The 15211-nt window shown below is 63.6% G+C and carries 14 protein-coding genes; 6 read left to right on the top strand and 8 right to left on the bottom strand.

The features are described from left to right. Positions 1–17: 17 nt before the first annotated feature. From pcaF to pcaR, 5 genes are all read right to left on the bottom strand, one after another. Positions 18–1223, bottom strand: a complete 1206-nt coding sequence (gene pcaF / locus AC1RL5_RS08680) for a 3-oxoadipyl-CoA thiolase (RefSeq protein ID WP_170866331.1) — start codon at positions 1221–1223, stop codon at positions 18–20. Further along, positions 1220–1999 carry a CoA-transferase subunit beta gene (locus AC1RL5_RS08675; RefSeq protein WP_011059660.1) on the bottom strand — a complete coding sequence of 260 codons (780 nt, stop codon included), beginning with the start codon at positions 1997–1999 and terminating at the stop codon, positions 1220–1222. Before AC1RL5_RS08675 ends, pcaF begins: the two co-directional genes overlap by 4 nt. Then, positions 1999–2856 (bottom strand): CoA transferase subunit A, encoded by an 858-nt coding sequence (locus tag AC1RL5_RS08670; protein ID WP_072443197.1) that lies wholly within the window; start codon positions 2854–2856, stop codon positions 1999–2001. The genes AC1RL5_RS08675 and AC1RL5_RS08670 overlap by 1 nt, the downstream gene beginning before the upstream one ends. Positions 2857–3163: 307 nt before the next feature. After that, complete coding sequence (gene pcaK / locus AC1RL5_RS08665) at positions 3164–4510, bottom strand: 4-hydroxybenzoate transporter PcaK (RefSeq protein ID WP_011059658.1); 1347 nt, start codon at positions 4508–4510, stop codon at positions 3164–3166. Positions 4511–4797: 287 nt separating this feature from the next. Then, positions 4798–5640: a pca regulon transcriptional regulator PcaR gene (gene pcaR / locus AC1RL5_RS08660; RefSeq protein ID WP_011059657.1), complete on the bottom strand. Its 843-nt coding sequence runs from the start codon at positions 5638–5640 to the stop codon at positions 4798–4800. Positions 5641–6326: 686 nt separating this feature from the next. Here pcaR and AC1RL5_RS08655 point away from each other — a divergent pair. Continuing rightward, on the top strand, positions 6327–6527 hold the full coding sequence (locus AC1RL5_RS08655; RefSeq protein ID WP_011059656.1) for a hypothetical protein: 201 nt from the start codon (positions 6327–6329) through the stop codon (positions 6525–6527). A gap of 377 nt (positions 6528–6904) precedes the next feature. Next, the gene (locus AC1RL5_RS08650; protein ID WP_011059655.1) at positions 6905–8380 is read left to right on the top strand and encodes an inorganic phosphate transporter; all 1476 of its coding nucleotides are present in this window, start codon (positions 6905–6907) and stop codon (positions 8378–8380) included. Positions 8381–8514: 134 nt separating this feature from the next. Here the strand turns inward: AC1RL5_RS08650 and ccoM are convergent, their stop codons facing one another. Together ccoM and AC1RL5_RS08640 are read right to left on the bottom strand one after the other, a co-directional pair. Then, positions 8515–8631 carry a cytochrome c oxidase subunit CcoM gene (ccoM, locus tag AC1RL5_RS08645; RefSeq protein ID WP_015634423.1) on the bottom strand — a complete coding sequence of 39 codons (117 nt, stop codon included), beginning with the start codon at positions 8629–8631 and terminating at the stop codon, positions 8515–8517. A 144-nt stretch (positions 8632–8775) separates the two neighbouring features. Then, positions 8776–8958, bottom strand: coding sequence for a hypothetical protein (locus tag AC1RL5_RS08640; protein ID WP_011059654.1), 183 nt, complete (start codon positions 8956–8958; stop codon positions 8776–8778). Positions 8959–9136: 178 nt separating this feature from the next. Between AC1RL5_RS08640 and gcvA the strand changes: the two genes are divergently transcribed. The 3 genes from gcvA to AC1RL5_RS08625 all read left to right on the top strand — a co-directional run bounded on the left by gcvA (position 9137) and on the right by AC1RL5_RS08625 (position 11767). Beyond that, positions 9137–10006 (top strand): transcriptional regulator GcvA, encoded by an 870-nt coding sequence (gcvA, locus tag AC1RL5_RS08635; RefSeq protein ID WP_492589279.1) that lies wholly within the window; start codon positions 9137–9139, stop codon positions 10004–10006. An 88-nt stretch (positions 10007–10094) separates the two neighbouring features. Then, positions 10095–10565 carry a RidA family protein gene (locus tag AC1RL5_RS08630; RefSeq protein ID WP_011059652.1) on the top strand — a complete coding sequence of 157 codons (471 nt, stop codon included), beginning with the start codon at positions 10095–10097 and terminating at the stop codon, positions 10563–10565. Continuing rightward, positions 10565–11767 (top strand): aminotransferase class V-fold PLP-dependent enzyme, encoded by a 1203-nt coding sequence (locus tag AC1RL5_RS08625; RefSeq protein WP_492589277.1) that lies wholly within the window; start codon positions 10565–10567, stop codon positions 11765–11767. Before AC1RL5_RS08630 ends, AC1RL5_RS08625 begins: the two co-directional genes overlap by 1 nt. Here the strand turns inward: AC1RL5_RS08625 and AC1RL5_RS08620 are convergent. Beyond that, on the bottom strand, positions 11764–12105 hold the full coding sequence (locus AC1RL5_RS08620; protein ID WP_011059650.1) for a hypothetical protein: 342 nt from the start codon (positions 12103–12105) through the stop codon (positions 11764–11766). The genes AC1RL5_RS08625 and AC1RL5_RS08620 overlap by 4 nt on opposite strands. 218 nt (positions 12106–12323) lie before the next feature. Here AC1RL5_RS08620 and rapA point away from each other — a divergent pair, with 218 nt between their 5' ends. Next, on the top strand, positions 12324–15173 hold the full coding sequence (gene rapA / locus AC1RL5_RS08615) for an RNA polymerase-associated protein RapA (protein ID WP_011059649.1): 2850 nt from the start codon (positions 12324–12326) through the stop codon (positions 15171–15173). Positions 15174–15211: the final 38 nt, after the last annotated feature.

The following is a 15211-nucleotide window of genomic DNA, read 5'->3' as shown; positions in this document are numbered from 1 at the left end:
TTATATAAGGCAGGCAGTCAAACTCGCTCGATAGCCAGCGCCAGCCCTTGGCCGACGCCGACGCACATGGTCGCCAGGCCTTTTTTACCGCCGCTCTTTTCCAGCTGATGCAAAGCCGTCAGCACCAACCGCGCGCCGCTCATGCCCAGGGGGTGGCCCAGGGCAATCGCGCCGCCGTTGGGATTGACCTGGGGCGCATCGTCCGCCAGGCCCAGCTCGCGCAGCACCGCCAGGCCCTGGCTGGCGAAGGCTTCGTTGAGTTCGATCACGTCGAAGTCGCTGACCGCCACGCCCAGGCGCTCGATCAGCTTGCGCACTGCCGGCACCGGGCCGATGCCCATGACCCGCGGCGCAACCCCGGCGCTGGCCATGCCCAGTACTCGCGCACGTGGGGTCAGGCCGTGTTTCTTGACGGCTTCGGCCGAGGCCAGGATCAGCGCCGCCGCACCGTCGTTGACCCCGGAGGCATTGCCGGCGGTGACGGTCTTGTCCGGGCCGTTGACCGGCTTGAGCTTGGCCAAGGCTTCCAGGGTGGTGTCGGCACGGGGATGCTCGTCCTGCTCCACCACTGTCTCGCCCTTCTTGTGGGCGATGCGCACCGCAACGATTTCCTCAGCGAAGAAACCGGCGGCCTGGGCCGCCGCGGCACGCTGCTGGCTGCGCAGGGCGAAGGCGTCCTGGTCAGCGCGGGACACTTTGTAGTCATCCGCCACGTTGTCGGCGGTCTGCGGCATGGCATCCACACCGTACTGGGCCTTCATCAGCGGGTTGATGAAACGCCAGCCGATGGTGGTGTCTTCCAGCTTCATGTTGCGCGAAAAGGCGGTATCGGCCTTGCCCATGACAAAGGGCGCGCGGGACATGGACTCGACGCCACCGGCAATCGCCAGCTCCATCTCGCCGCTGGCAATGGCGCGGAAGGCCGTGCCGATGGCGTCCATGCCCGAGGCGCAGAGACGGTTGAGGGTGACGCCGGGCACGCTGTCCGGCAGGCCGGCCAGCAGCAGAGCCATGCGCGCCACGTTGCGGTTGTCCTCGCCGGCCTGGTTGGCGCAGCCGAGGAACACCTCGTCCACGGAGCTCCAGTCCACGCTGGGGTTGCGCTCCATCAAGGCCTTGATCGGCAGCGCCGCCAGGTCGTCAGCGCGCACTGTCGAGAGGCCGCCACCAAAACGGCCGATGGGGGTGCGAATGGCATCGCAGATGAATACGTCGCGCATCAGGCTTCTCCAGGGGCTTGGCCATGGGCCGCGGCGGTGCGCGCTTCCAGGTCACGCAGGGCGGTCAGTTCAACCTCGGTGGGTGCTGCGGTCTCAGCCACCTGGTCGGCGAAGCGGATCGCCCAGCCAGTGGCGGCCACCACCTGCTCGCGGGTCACGCCCGGGTGCAGCGAAGTGACGATGAATTCGTGGGTACCGGCTTCCGGCTCCATGATGCACAGGTCGGTGATGATCCCCACCGGCCCCGCCCCTGGCAGGCCCAGGCGCTTGCGCGAATCGCCGCCTTCGCCGTGGCCGACCGAAGTCACGAAGTCGAGTTTGTCGACGAAGGAGCGCGAGGATTGCTTGAGGATGATCAGCACGCTCTTGGCCGAACCGGCGATCTCCGGAGCACCGCCGGCGCCCGGCAGGCGCACCTTGGGCCGGTGGTAGTCGCCGACCACGGTGGTGTTGATATTGCCGAAACGGTCGACCTGGGCCGCGCCGAGGAAACCCACGTCGATGCGCCCGCCCTGCAGCCAGTAGCGGAAGATCTCGCCGGTAGGCACCACGGTGTCGGCGGTTTCCGCCAGTTCGCCGTCACCGATAGAGAGTGGCAGGACGCTGGGCTTGGCGCCGATCGGGCCGGACTCGTAGATCAGCACCACGTCCGGTGATGAGGTCAGGCGTGCCAGGTTGGCGGCCTTGGACGGCAGGCCGATGCCGACGAAGCACACCGAGCCGTTCTGCAAGCGACGGGCCGCGGCCACGGTCATCATTTCATTGGTGGAGTAGGTCATTACTGGGCCTCCGAAGCTGCGGCCAGCTTGGCCTGGAATTCGCTGAAATCGGCACTGCCGTGGATGTATTCGTTGATCCAGGCGGTGAACGCGTCACGGTCGCGGGCGATCGGGTCCCAGGCCTGGTAGAAGCGGTTGTCGCGCTCGGAGTAGCCGTGGGCGTAGGACGGATGGGCGCCACCAGGCACATGGCAGACCGCGCTCAGCGCCCAGGTCGGCAGTACGCAGGCGTTCATCGGTGCGTTCAGGTCGTCGACGATTTCCTCGACGGTGACGATGCAGCGCTTGGCGGCCAGGGCGGCCTCTTTCTGTACCCCGAGAATGCCCCACAGCAGCACGTTGCCCTTGCGGTCGGCCTTCTGCGCGTGGATTACCGTGACGTCCGGGCGCACCGAAGGCACCGCCGCCAGCACTTCACCGGTAAACGGGCAGGTCACGGTCTTAATCAGGGGGTTGACCTTGGGCAGGTCGGAACCGGCGTAGGCCCGCAGGACGGCAAAGGGCAGGCCCGAGGCGCCGGCGACATAGGCGTTGGCCAGGTCGGCGTGGCTGTGTTCCTCAATCTCCAGGGGCTGTGGCCATTGCTTTTCCACGGCGTCGCGCAGGCGGTGCAGGGAGCCCACGCCCGGGTTGCCACCCCAGGAGAAAATCAGCTTGCGAGCGCAACCGGCACCGATCAACTGGTCGTAGATCAGGTCAGGGGTCATGCGCACCAGGGTCAGGTCTTTCTTGCCCTGGCGGATGATTTCATGACCTGCGGCCGTAGGAATCAGGTGGGTGAAGCCTTCGAGCGCGACGGTGTCGCCGTCGTTGACGAATTGCTTCACCGCGTCGTGCAGCGAAAGGATTTCAGCCATGGATGGGGTCTCCCGATTGTTATTCAGCGACTGGAGAAAAAGGCGCTCTGGGCGCGCCGCAGTGACTGAAGATTAAGCCGGGGCCAAACCCCAAACAATCCGATAATCGACTGAGCGTTCGATTATCGAACAGATTGTTGCAGGGCTATCGATTGCTTTTCCTCAACCCCGCAACAGCCCTGCCGGCCTTCGGGGGCCGCTGCTGCGGGCGAGGATAACGTTCGAAGAACCCTCTGCGCCCTTCAGGAGCAGCGGGCCCTTCGAGCCCGGCCGCAGCCTGCGGCAGCGGCTACAGGGTAGTCCGCGGTCAGGTCGCGTCTGCGTGACTGACCATGCCCTTGATCACCACCGCGGTGGTGGCCAGGGCCGCCGGAATCACCAGGGCAGTCAGCACTTGTTCGAAGTTCCAGCCCAGGCCCAGCAGGGTCGCCCCCATCCACGCACCGAGAATGGCGCCGAAACGGCCGATGCCAAGCATCCAGGAGACCCCGGTGGCACGCCCCTGGGTCGGGTAGAAGCGCGCGGCCAACGACGGCATTGCCGATTGCGCACCGTTGACGCACATGCCGGCGATCAGCACCAGGGTGGCCAACAGGGTGATGTTGCCCAGGCTCTGCCCGACGGCGTAGGCAAAGACCCCAGCCAGCAGGTAGAAACAGCCGATCACCTTGTGCGGGTTGAAACGGTCCATGGCCCAGCCCACGGCCACCGCGCTGAGGACGCCGCCAAACTGGAACAGGGCGCCGATAAAGGCCGCCTGTTCCATGCTCGCCCCGCTGTCGCGCATCAGGGTCGGCAGCCAGCTGGTGAGCAGGTAGACAATCACCAGCCCCATGAAATAGGTCAGCCACAGCAACAGGGTGCCGACGCTATAGGTGCCGGAGAAGATCACCGCGAACACGTTGCGCGCCTTCACGGTCTTCTGTTCCGGCACGCTGAAGCTGCCAGCCTCGCCGACTATGGCCGGGGCAATCGGCGCCAGGGTCTTGCGCACCTTGTCGGTGCCGCGATTGCGCACCACCAGGTAACGCGCGGACTCCGGCAGCCAGAGCACCAGCACCAGGGCCAGGATCAGCGGCAGGACCCCGCCGATCAGCAGCAGGCTGTGCCAGCCGAAGGCCGGGATCAGCTTGGCGGAAATGAAACCGCCGCCGGCCATGCCCAGGTTGAAACCGCAGAACATGCTGGTCACCAGCAACGACTTGTGGCGTTCGGGGGTGTATTCCGAAAGCAGCGTGGTGGCGTTGGGCATGCCCGCCCCCAGGCCCAGGCCGGTAAGGAAACGCAGGACCAGCAACTGGTCGACGTTGGTGCTGTAGGCCGAAGCCAGGCTGAAGGCACCAAACAGCAGCACCGCCCCCACCAGCACCACCTTGCGGCCGAAACGGTCGGCCAGGGGGCCGGAGCCCAGGGCGCCGAAGACCATGCCGATCAATGCAGCGCTCATGACCGGGCCGAGGCTGGCGCGGTCGATGCCCCAGTCCTGGGACAGCGCCGGGGCGATGAAGCCCATGGCCGCGGTGTCCAGGCCATCGAGGAAAACAATCAGGAAACACAGGATCACCACGCGCCACTGGTAACGGGACAGCGGCTGGGCATTGATGAAGGACTGCACATCAAGGCAGTTCCCTACAGCGGATTGGGGTTGGTTCATTGTTGTTATTTCCACGCTAAAACGCAGGCGAGCACAGGCCGCCAGGGCTGATCAGGTCACTAAAGGGGTGGCAGTATCAGGCGATGCGAGCGGGACGGCAGGAACGGTCGCGGCAACGACGCAGGGAAAGCGTGCTCATGAGTGTTGGCCTCTTCTTTATTATTGGGCGGGCCACCAGCGGCGGGCACACATGCCTGTTTGCCGCCGATGACGCTGCCGCGACATTAATGAGCCAGGGGAAACAGCGTCAATTCGCCAAAGGCGTATCTGTGCGTTTATCGAACAGCTTAAGCAAACAGTTGGGCGCTTAAGTCGCGGCTGGCGCTCAGCAAACCGGGGAGAAAGCGCTGCTCCAGCTCGGCACGGCTGACCCGCCCGGCGTGGGTACTGACGTTCAGCGCCGCCAGCACCTGGCCGGAGGCGTCGTACACCGGTACCGCAATGGAGCGCAGGCCCTGCTCCAGTTCCTGATCAACGATGCACCAGCCCTGCTGGCGCACTTGCTGCAGGCACTCCAGCAAGGCTTCCGGGGTGTGCAGGGTGCGGCTGGTCTTGGCTTGCAGGTCCGCATGGTCGAGGTATTCATGCAGTGACGAATCGTCCAGGGCCGCGAGAAGGATGCGCCCCATGGAGGTGCAATAGGCTGGCAAGCGGCCGCCGACAGACAGGTCGACCGAGATCAGCCGCTGGGTCGTGGCGGAACGGGCGATGTAGAGAATGTCGTCGCCTTCCAGGGTGGCCATGTTGCACGCCTCGTGCAGTTGCTCGCTCATGCGGTCCAGGTAGGGCTGGGCGGAGACCGCCAGAGGCGTCGACGAAAGATAGGCGTGGCCCAGGGTCAGCACCTTGGGCAGCAATGAATAGGTACGCCCGTCGGTGGTGGCGTAACCCAGCTTGATCAGGGTGTGCAGGCAACGGCGCACCGCAGCCCGGGGGATTTCCGTGCGATGGCTGATCTGGGCGATGGTCAAGTGCCGCTTGCGCTCCTGGAACGCCTGCACCACCGCCAGGCCCCGGGCCAGAGAGGTCATGAAATCCGGGTCACCGGTCAACGCCTGAATCCTCTTTGCCGCAGACGCCACGATCGGCGGGGCCACTGAGGTAAAGGAATTACGCATCTGATCGTTCATTTCAGGCTCTCTGCGACGAAATTCTTCGGTATTACAAGCCGTATTGGCGAAGAAGCACAAGCTGGGGCCGGCAACATTGGGCGATTATCGAACCATCGACCGATAATCGCAATCCGCCAAGCCTGGCATCCGCGGCAGTGAGCCCCTGGGTTTATTGCCAAAAACCATAGTAATAATCACCCGTGGAATACCCGGTTATCCCGAGTCTTTTGCAACCGACCACTTGCATCAAGATGCAGACTCCCCATATAGACTTGTACCAGCGGAGTAAGAATCAGGCTTTCCTTGTGTAGGAAATGGTTAGAACTTTTGTGTCACAAAACGCTCACAATAAAGTTGGTCATTTTAAACTTGCCGCCCATAGAGTTATTCTTCGCCGAAGCTATACTGCCGGAGTGAGGAATGTGGAGTCAGTTGCCCCATGCTCCTCTCTCGGGTGACTTGAGACGGTAATCGGTCACCTGCCGCAAGCGCTTGACCCCGAACCAGATTTGGCCAGCCCGCTTGCAACCAACAACACTGTTGCTACGACAGTTGTTTTCATCCGGTGACGTGGCCGCATGCAATTAACGGCACGCTTGAGAGACTCGAAGTCAAGGCCAGACTGGCACTGACTTCAGCTCTGCGTAGATGCCCGCAAGCAATGCGTCGCACCGGACTGGACCTTCACTCAATTAGGTAACACTGTGACGAAAGATGAACTGCGCGCGGAACTTGAGCGCCAGGAGCAACGTTACAAGGAAGTTTACGGCGGCGAGATCACCCGTTATGCCGCCCAGCCGGAACCTGAACGCAAACCTTGGCGCAAACGCGCCAGTATTCTCGATCAGGCCTTCACCCAAGAACTGCAAAAGATGGAAAAAGAGCTCAAGGCCGAACAGCCGTAATGCTGGCAGCCTGACTCATTCAGGGCTTGCTCTACTTGCCCGCCCGATCATCCCGGCGGCCAGGCAGACCATTGATGCTCGTTACCCCGGGCCCATGGCCATCTCGCCCATCCACAGCGAGAGAGGCTACCGGGCAAGCCCTTTGGTTGAAATTTCATACACGCGTTTTAACCCTCTGATTTCCGCGCCCAGGCCATCGGATTGACCGCTCGTGCCCAATAAACTCAATGGCTTGCCGTGTTTGAGGGGTATGTGCGAAAACTCTGCTCCCGGTCAGTTTTTTCGTTGAAGAATGTTACCGGCGAGCACCTTGTGCATTGATTAGCGGGGTTTTCTGGCATAATCGCGCCCCCTTATGACCGGGTCAGAAAACCTTCATGATCGATTTATTCAGCGGACTGGATGCTTGGGTGCTTGTGAGCCTCTTGCTCGCCCTGGCTTTTGTCCTCGCCTACGAGTTCATCAACGGCTTTCATGACACCGCAAATGCGGTTGCCACTGTTATCTACACCAAGGCCATGCCGCCGCACCTGGCCGTGTTCTTCTCCGGTGTGTTCAATTTCCTCGGTGTGCTGCTGGGCGGGGTTGGCGTGGCCTATGCCATCGTCCACCTGCTGCCGGTCGAGCTGCTGATCAACGTCAACACCGGCCACGGCCTGGCCATGGTCTTCTCGTTGCTCGCCGCGGCCATTACCTGGAACCTGGGCACCTGGTACTTCGGCATTCCGGCCTCCAGTTCCCATACCCTGATCGGCTCCATCCTCGGTGTCGGCCTGGCCAATGCCCTGCTCAGCGACATTCCCCTGGGGGATGGCGTGAACTGGCAGAAGGCAATCGACATCGGCGCTTCCCTGGTGTTCTCGCCGATGGCGGGCTTCATTATTGCAGCGCTGGTACTGATCGGCCTGAAATGGTGGCGGCCGATCTCGAAGATGCACAAGACTCCGGAACAGCGCCGCAAGGTCGATGACAAGAAGCACCCGCCGTTCTGGAACCGCCTGGTACTGGTGATCTCGGCCATGGCCGTGAGCTTCGTGCACGGCTCCAACGACGGCCAGAAAGGCATCGGCCTGATCATGCTGGTACTGATCGGTATCGTGCCTGCCCAGTTCGTGATGGACCTCAACAGCACCACCTACCAGATCGAGCGCACCCGCGACGCCACCCTGCACCTGAGCCAGTTCTACGAGCGCAATCACGAGTCCCTGGGTGAGTTCCTGGCCTTGGGCAAAAGCGTGAAAGACGACCTGCCGGGCAAGTTCCGCTGCAATCCGCAGCAAACCGAACCGACCATCGCCGCGCTCCTGAGCAGCCTCAAGGGCGTTTCCGACTACCATTCGTTGTCGCCGGAAAGCCGCATCGAAGTGCGTCGCTACCTGCTTTGCCTGGATGACACCGCGAAAAAGGTCGGCAAGCTGCCAGGCATCTCGGCCCGTGAAAAGGCCGACCTGGACAAGCTGCGCAAAGACCTGACCGCCACCACCGAATACGCACCGTTCTGGGTCATCCTGGCTGTCGCCCTGGCTCTGGGCCTGGGCACCATGATCGGCTGGAAGCGCGTAGTGCAGACCATTGGCGAGAAGATCGGCAAGCAGGGCATGACCTACGCCCAGGGCATGTCGGCACAGATCACCGCCGCCGGCCTGATCGGCCTGGCGAACATCTTCAGCCTGCCGGTTTCCACCACCCACGTACTTTCCTCCGGCGTGGCCGGGACCATGGTCGCCAACAAGAGCGGCCTGCAGAGCGGAACGGTACGGACCATCCTCCTGGCCTGGGTCCTGACCCTGCCGGCGACCGTGGCCCTGTCCGCCGGCCTGTTCTGGGCAGCCTCCAAGATCCTGGGTACCTGATACCCCAGCCGGCAACAAAAAAGGTGCGTCCCCAGGGACGCACCTTTTTTTATGCCTTGAGCTTTCTTGCAGGCAAAAAAAAGGGCAACCGAAGTTGCCCAAAATGCCTTGCGTGCTCGTTGCCCTGGAAAGACTTAAGGCTTCTTGCGCTTATTCGCGTCTTTCCAGATAAAGAATCCAAACCCTGCGAAAAACAGAACCATGAGGCCGACAGTCAGCACTCCGGCGATCACCACATTGTCGAAAAACATGACTGGCCTCCTGCTCTTGCCCTGTTGCGATGGGGCTAAGTTAACCAAACGGGAGGCGGGGGAAATTGACCGGGGTCAATGTCGCCCATGACTGGGCGCGAGGAAGGGGGAATAAGTGACTTGCATCAACAGAAAGCGCCCAGATCAGCGCTTTTTCGGTTTGTTTTTCGGTTTTTTCTTGGCCTTGCCCAAGGGCATGGCGTGTTCGAATGCCTGGCGTACTTCGTTCAGGCGCTTTTCATTGAGATCATGCACACGCTTGGCACGCTCGGCGTTCAGGTCGATCAGCTTGTCGTCTTGATTCATGGCTTGGCTTGCATCACTCATGGTCTATATCGGCCGCACGCCTTGAAGCAGCGGGCGGCCCTGGCGAATGTGCCAATAATGCGACGTGGCGCCGCACCTGACCAGTGATCAGACCAAGGCGACTGCAATAAAGTCGCTGCCGGGAAGACTTTTTATCCGCACAATGGCCGCCCCTCCCCACAGGAAACCGCATGTGGAAATGCCCAAGCACCTGCCCCCGCTGCTGGCCCTGCGCGCCTTCGAGGCCGTGGCCCGGCACCTGAGTTTCAGCAAGGCGGCCCGGGAACTGTGCGTCAGCCAGAGCGCGGTCAGCCATCAAGTGCACAAACTCGAACAGCACCTGGGCCAGCCGCTGTTTGTACGACGCACCCGGGCCATTGACCTGACCACCGCCGGCGCCAGCTATTACCAACAGATCCAGCCGGCCCTGGAGCAGATCGCCGAAGCCACCCGGACGCTGTTGGCAGCAGAGCCATCGCAGGTTCTGCGCATCGGCCTGCTGGCCTCCTTCGCCACCTTGTGGCTGGCGCCGCGCCTGGCGGACTTCAGCCGCCGCCACCCTAAGATCCAGCTGGAGCTGCAACCGGCCATCAACCTGGCAGATGTGGCCGGTGCCGAGGTCGACCTGGCCATTCGCTATGGCAAGGGCCACTGGCCCAACGTCCAGGCCACACGCTTTCTCGCCGAGCAACTGTCACCGGTGTGCAGCCCCGAGTTCAAGGCCGGAGCCCTGGCCAACGGCACCTTGCTGATGGCCCGCTCCCACCGGCCCTTTGAATGGGACGACTGGAGCAGGCAGAACACCGTCGACCTCAGCCCTCACCCCAGCGTCATGCTCCACGACTACAACATCGTGGTGGAAGCGGCGGTGGCCGGCCAGGGCATCGCCATGGGCCGCCGCCAGTTGATCCGGCGCCACCTTGCCCAGGGCAGCCTGGTGGATGCCTTCGACCTCCCGGCTCTGCACAACGATCAGATCGGCTACTGGCTGGTGACCGCCGAAGGTCCGGCGAATCCGGCTGTGCAGTGCTTCGCCCAATGGCTGCTGGAGCAAGGGAGCGACCCATGAAAAATTCAGATACGTCGGATTAGATCTATCCGTTTGTCGCCCCCAGCCTGAACACCGATGCTGCAAGCCTTCCATTCGAGGACTTGCCATGCGCGACTCTCTGCAGCAACGAGTGCAACAACTGGGTCTTGAACTGCCGATCCCCGGCCAGCCGATCGCCAACTACGTCAACCATGCCCAGAGCCAGAACCTGCTGTTCATCTCCGGGCAAACACCGCAAGCAGAGCAGCATCCCCATCTGCTGGGCCGGCTCGGTGACAACCTCAGCATCGAGCAGGGTGCCCAGGCCGCGGAACTGGCGGCCCTGGCCCTGCTGGCGCAACTCTCGGCGGCCCTGGGGGACGACTTGTCGCGGCTGCAACGCATCAGCCGGCTGGGGGTGTTCATTGCCGCCAGCGCCGACTTCAAGGGCCATGGCCAGGTCGCCAATGGCGCCTCCAACCTGCTGGTCAATGCCCTGGGCGAGAAAGGCCGGCATGCCCGCACTTCGGTGGGCGTCGCCAGCCTGCCTGCCGGCGTCGCCGTGGAGGTCGACGGGATTTTCGAGCTCAAGCCGTGATGCCCCTGAACCCGGACCACATCGCCCGGCTACGGGCGGCCACACCGGGTTGCACCCGGGTCTGTCACTTCAACCATGCCGGGGGGTCCCTGCCCAGCCAGGGCACCCTGGACGCCATGTCCGGGCAACTGCAGCGGGAGGCCCACAGCGGGCCGATGGAAGCGGCCGGCGCCGGCGCCCAGTTGCAGGAGCAGGCGCGACAGACCGCCGCCCGAGTGCTCAACACCTGCCCGCAAGCCATCGCCTTTACCAGCAGTGGTTCGGCGGCCTGGGGCATGGCCTTCAACGCCCTGCCCGCCTGGCAGCCGGGCGACCGGATCCTGGTGGGGCGCCAGGAATGGGCCGGCAACCTGGCCTGCATGGCCCCGGCCGTGGCCGCCGGCACGCGGCTGGAAGTCATTCCCTGTGACAGCCACGGTGCGGTTTCAGTCCCGGCGCTGGAGTCCATGCTCGACTCCCGGGTGCGCCTCATCGCCTTGACCTGGCTACCGGCCAATGGCGGGCTGATCAACCCGGCCGCAGCCATCGGCCAACTGGCGCGCCAATGGCGCATCCCCTACTTCATCGATGCCGGCCAGGCTCTGGGCCAGGTGCCCTGCGACGTGCAGGCGCTCAACTGCGATGTGCTCAAGGGCGCGGGGCGCAAGTACCTGCGCGGCCCGCGAGGCACGGCCCTGCTCTATATAAGGCCCGGCTTCCTCGAGCAGTTGAATCCGCTGCCGCGGGACGTGCTGTCGGCGCCCTGGGACGGCCAGGGCTTCGCTCTGCGCAACGATGCCCGGCGCTTTGAAACCAGTGAAGTGTCGATGGTGCTGCTGGCTGGCCTGGCCAATGCCCTGCAGGAGTTCGAAAGCATCGGCGTGGCCGCCATTGCGCAAAGGATCAATGCCTTGAGCGAGCCGCTGCGCCAGAAGCTGCAGCGCTTGCCCGGCCTGCAACTCCAGGACCTGGGCAGCCCGGGGCAGCAATCGGGCCTGATCGCCTTCACTCTCGAAGGTTGGGACGGGCTGGCACTCAAGGAGGAACTGGCGCGGCGCGGCATCAATATCGGCGCCAATGGCGTCAACTACACACCACTGGACATGCAGGCCCGAGGCCTGGGCAACATTGCCCGGATCGCCTTGAGTTACTTCAATACACAAGAGGAAATCGAGCGCCTGTTGCAGGCCCTCGGGGAACTGGCGGGGAACAAGCGCTCCTAGACCTCGACATCCACCCACAGGCCCTGGCGCGGAGCATCTTCGATCAACGGCACAACCGGCACGGTGTTGTCGGCGTTCAGTTCATCGCCGGGCACTGCCAGGTGCTCTTCGGGGTCGTCCTCGGCCTCACGCTCACGACGCTGCTTCTGTTGCTGGCGCCGCTGTTCCTCGCGCAGCAGCAGGGCGGACTCCTCGGGGTCGCGCTTTTGCAGGTCGATGGTGCTTTCGTTGGAGCTTTCCTGCACCGGTACCACAGGCGGGATGTCCGGTCGCTGGCGGATCGGATCCTGCTGGGCGGTGATCGGCACGGCACTCAAGGGGAGCATCGGTGGCAGCATATTATTGGTCTCCTGTCGGCAGGCTGTCGGCTGCGGCATGGGCGACTTGAGCCATCGGTCGCAAAACTGTGACCCAGTCGTCAGCCGATAGTGCCCCGCCACCCGACGAATGCACGCCGTACGCTACCTTTTAATCCAGGGGATTGATCAGAGTTCTTTGGACTGGAAGCGTCGTTCCGTTAAGATAGTCGGCTTTTTCAAAGCGGGAGTCAGGCAGCATGGCGCAGCAGTATCAACCGGGGCAACGCTGGATTAGTGACAGCGAAGCCGAGCTGGGTTTAGGCACCGTTCTGGCACAGGACGGTCGCTTGCTGACCGTGCTCTATCCGGCCACTGGCGACACCCGCCAGTATGCGCTACGGAATGCGCCCCTCACTCGCGTGAGGTTCTCTCCGGGTGACAGCATCACCCACTTCGAAGGCTGGAAAATGACCGTACAGGAAGTCGATGATGTCGACGGCCTGCTGGTCTACCACGGCCTCAACGGGCAGAACGAAGCCGTCACCCTGCCGGAAACCCAACTCTCGAACTTCATCCAGTTCCGTCTAGCCAGCGACCGTCTGTTCGCCGGGCAGATCGACCCGCTGGCCTGGTTCTCCCTGCGCTACCACACCCTGGAACACACCAGCCGCCAGCTGCAGTCCTCGCTCTGGGGCCTGGGTGGCGTGCGCGCCCAACCCATCGCCCACCAGTTGCACATTGCCCGTGAAGTCGCCGACCGCATCGCGCCGCGGGTCCTGCTGGCGGACGAAGTGGGCCTGGGCAAGACCATCGAGGCCGGCCTGGTGATCCATCGCCAACTGCTTTCGGGTCGCGCCAGCCGAGTGCTGATCCTGGTACCGGAAAACCTCCAGCACCAGTGGCTGGTAGAGATGCGCCGGCGCTTCAACCTGCAAGTGGCACTGTTCGATGAAGAACGCTTTATCGAAAGCGATGCCAGCAACCCGTTCGAAGACACCCAGCTGGCCCTGGTGGCCCTGGAGTGGCTGGTGGACGACGAGAAGGCCCAGGACGCGCTGTTCGCCGCCGGCTGGGACCTGATGGTGGTGGACGAAGCCCACCACCTGGTGTGGCACGAAGACCAGGTCAGCCCGGAATACGCCCTGGTGGAACAGCTGGCAGAGACCATTCCTGGTGTGCTGCTGTTGACCGCAACCCCGGAACAACTGGGCCAGGACAGCCACTTCGCCCGCCTGCGCCTGCTGGACCCGAACCGTTTCCACGACCTCGCGGCCTTCCGCGCCGAGAGCGAGAACTACCGCCCGGTGGCCGAAGCCGTGCAGGAACTGATGGATAAAGGCCGCCTGTCTCCCGAGGCGCACAAGACCATCCACGGTTTCCTCGGCAACGAAGGCGAAGCCCTGCTGGCCGCGGTCAACGACGGCGACAGCGAAGCCAGCGCACGCCTGGTGCGTGAACTGCTGGACCGCCACGGCACCGGCCGCGTGCTGTTTCGCAACACCCGCGCCGCGGTGCAGGGTTTCCCCGAGCGCAAGCTGCACGCCTACCCGCTGCCATGCCCGGACGAATACCTGGAACTGCCCCTGGGCGAACACGCCGAGCTGTACCCGGAAGTCAGCTTCCAGGCCCAGCCCGACGTCAGCGATGACGAACAGCGCTGGTGGAAGTTCGACCCGCGGGTCGAGTGGCTGATCGACCAGCTGAAAATGCTCAAGCGCACCAAGGTGCTGGTGATCTGCGCCCACGCGGAAACCGCCATGGACCTGGAGGACGCCCTGCGCGTGCGCTCCGGCATCCCGGCCACGGTATTCCACGAGGGCATGAACATCCTCGAACGTGACCGTGCCGCCGCCTACTTCGCCGATGAAGAGTTCGGCGCCCAGGTGCTGATCTGCTCGGAAATCGGCAGTGAAGGCCGCAACTTCCAGTTCGCCCACCACCTGGTGCTGTTCGACCTGCCGTCGCACCCGGACCTGCTGGAGCAGCGGATCGGCCGTCTCGACCGGATCGGCCAGAAGCACGTGATCGAACTGCACGTGCCGTACCTGGAAACCAGCCCGCAAGAGCGCCTGTTCCAGTGGTACCACGAAGCCCTGAACGCCTTCCTCAACACCTGCCCTACCGGCAACGCCCTGCAGCACCAGTTCGGCCCACGCCTGCTGCCGCTGCTGGAAAATGCCGATGACGGCGAGTGGCAGGCACTGATCGATGCCGCCCGCGGCGAACGCGAGCGCCTGGAAGCCGAGCTGCACACCGGTCGCGACCGCCTGCTGGAGTTGAACTCCGGTGGTGCCGGCGAAGGCGACGCCCTGGTGGAAGCGATCCTCGAACAGGACGATCAGTTCGCCCTGCCGATCTACATGGAAACCCTGTTCGACGCTTTCGGCATCGACAGCGAGGACCATTCGGAAAACGCCCTGATCCTCAAGCCCAGCGAGAAGATGCTCGACGCCAGCTTCCCCCTGGGCGACGACGAAGGCGTGACCATCACCTACGACCGCAACCAGGCGCTGTCTCGCGAGGACATGCAGTTCATCACCTGGGAACACCCCATGGTGCAGGGCGGCATGGACCTGGTGCTGTCCGGCTCCATGGGCAACACCGCCGTGGCGCTGATCAAGAACAAGGCGCTCAAACCCGGCACCGTGCTGCTGGAGCTGCTGTACGTCAGTGAAGTGGTCGCCCCGCGCTCACTGCAACTGGGCCGCTACCTGCCGCCGGCTGCCCTGCGCTGCCTGCTGGACGCCAATGGCAACGACCTGTCGGCGCGGGTCGCCTTCGAGACCCTGAACGACCAGCTGGAAAGCGTGCCCAAGGCCAGCGCCAACAAGTTCATCCAGGCCCAGCGCGATCAATTGGCGCCGAAGATCAACGCCGGCGAAGCCAAGGTCGCACCGCGTCACGCCGAACGCGTGGCCGAGGCGCAACGCCGCCTGGCAGCCGACACCGACGAAGAACTGGCGCGCCTGACCGCGTTGCAGGCGGTCAACCCGACTGTCCGTGACAGCGAGCTGGTGGCCCTGCGTCAACAGCGCGAACAGGGCCTGGCCATGCTGGAAAAAGCCGCCCTGCGCCTGGAAGCGATCCGGGTGCTGGTGGCGGGCTGATAGTCCGGTTGTCAGCACTGAACAAAAGGCCCGCACTG

The organism is Pseudomonas sp. GW822-FHT06D10 (assembly GCF_058799535.1).
Note: the sequence above shows the minus strand (reverse complement) of the source record. Positions and strands in the feature narration are given on the sequence as shown.

Coding starts and splice junctions, on each gene's coding strand:
- AC1RL5_RS08675 (WP_011059660.1), bottom strand. CDS start 1,999: ATGACCTACTCCACCAATGAAATGATGACCGTGGCCGCGGCCCGTCGC.
- AC1RL5_RS08670 (WP_072443197.1), bottom strand. CDS start 2,856: ATGGCTGAAATCCTTTCGCTGCACGACGCGGTGAAGCAATTCGTCAAC.
- pcaK (WP_011059658.1), bottom strand. CDS start 4,510: ATGAACCAACCCCAATCCGCTGTAGGGAACTGCCTTGATGTGCAGTCC.
- pcaR (WP_011059657.1), bottom strand. CDS start 5,640: ATGAACGATCAGATGCGTAATTCCTTTACCTCAGTGGCCCCGCCGATC.
- AC1RL5_RS08650 (WP_011059655.1), top strand. CDS start 6,905: ATGATCGATTTATTCAGCGGACTGGATGCTTGGGTGCTTGTGAGCCTC.
- ccoM (WP_015634423.1), bottom strand. CDS start 8,631: ATGTTTTTCGACAATGTGGTGATCGCCGGAGTGCTGACTGTCGGCCTC.
- AC1RL5_RS08640 (WP_011059654.1), bottom strand. CDS start 8,958: ATGAGTGATGCAAGCCAAGCCATGAATCAAGACGACAAGCTGATCGAC.
- gcvA (WP_492589279.1), top strand. CDS start 9,137: ATGCCCAAGCACCTGCCCCCGCTGCTGGCCCTGCGCGCCTTCGAGGCC.
- AC1RL5_RS08630 (WP_011059652.1), top strand. CDS start 10,095: ATGCGCGACTCTCTGCAGCAACGAGTGCAACAACTGGGTCTTGAACTG.
- AC1RL5_RS08625 (WP_492589277.1), top strand. CDS start 10,565: ATGCCCCTGAACCCGGACCACATCGCCCGGCTACGGGCGGCCACACCG.
- AC1RL5_RS08620 (WP_011059650.1), bottom strand. CDS start 12,105: ATGCTGCCACCGATGCTCCCCTTGAGTGCCGTGCCGATCACCGCCCAG.
- rapA (WP_011059649.1), top strand. CDS start 12,324: ATGGCGCAGCAGTATCAACCGGGGCAACGCTGGATTAGTGACAGCGAA.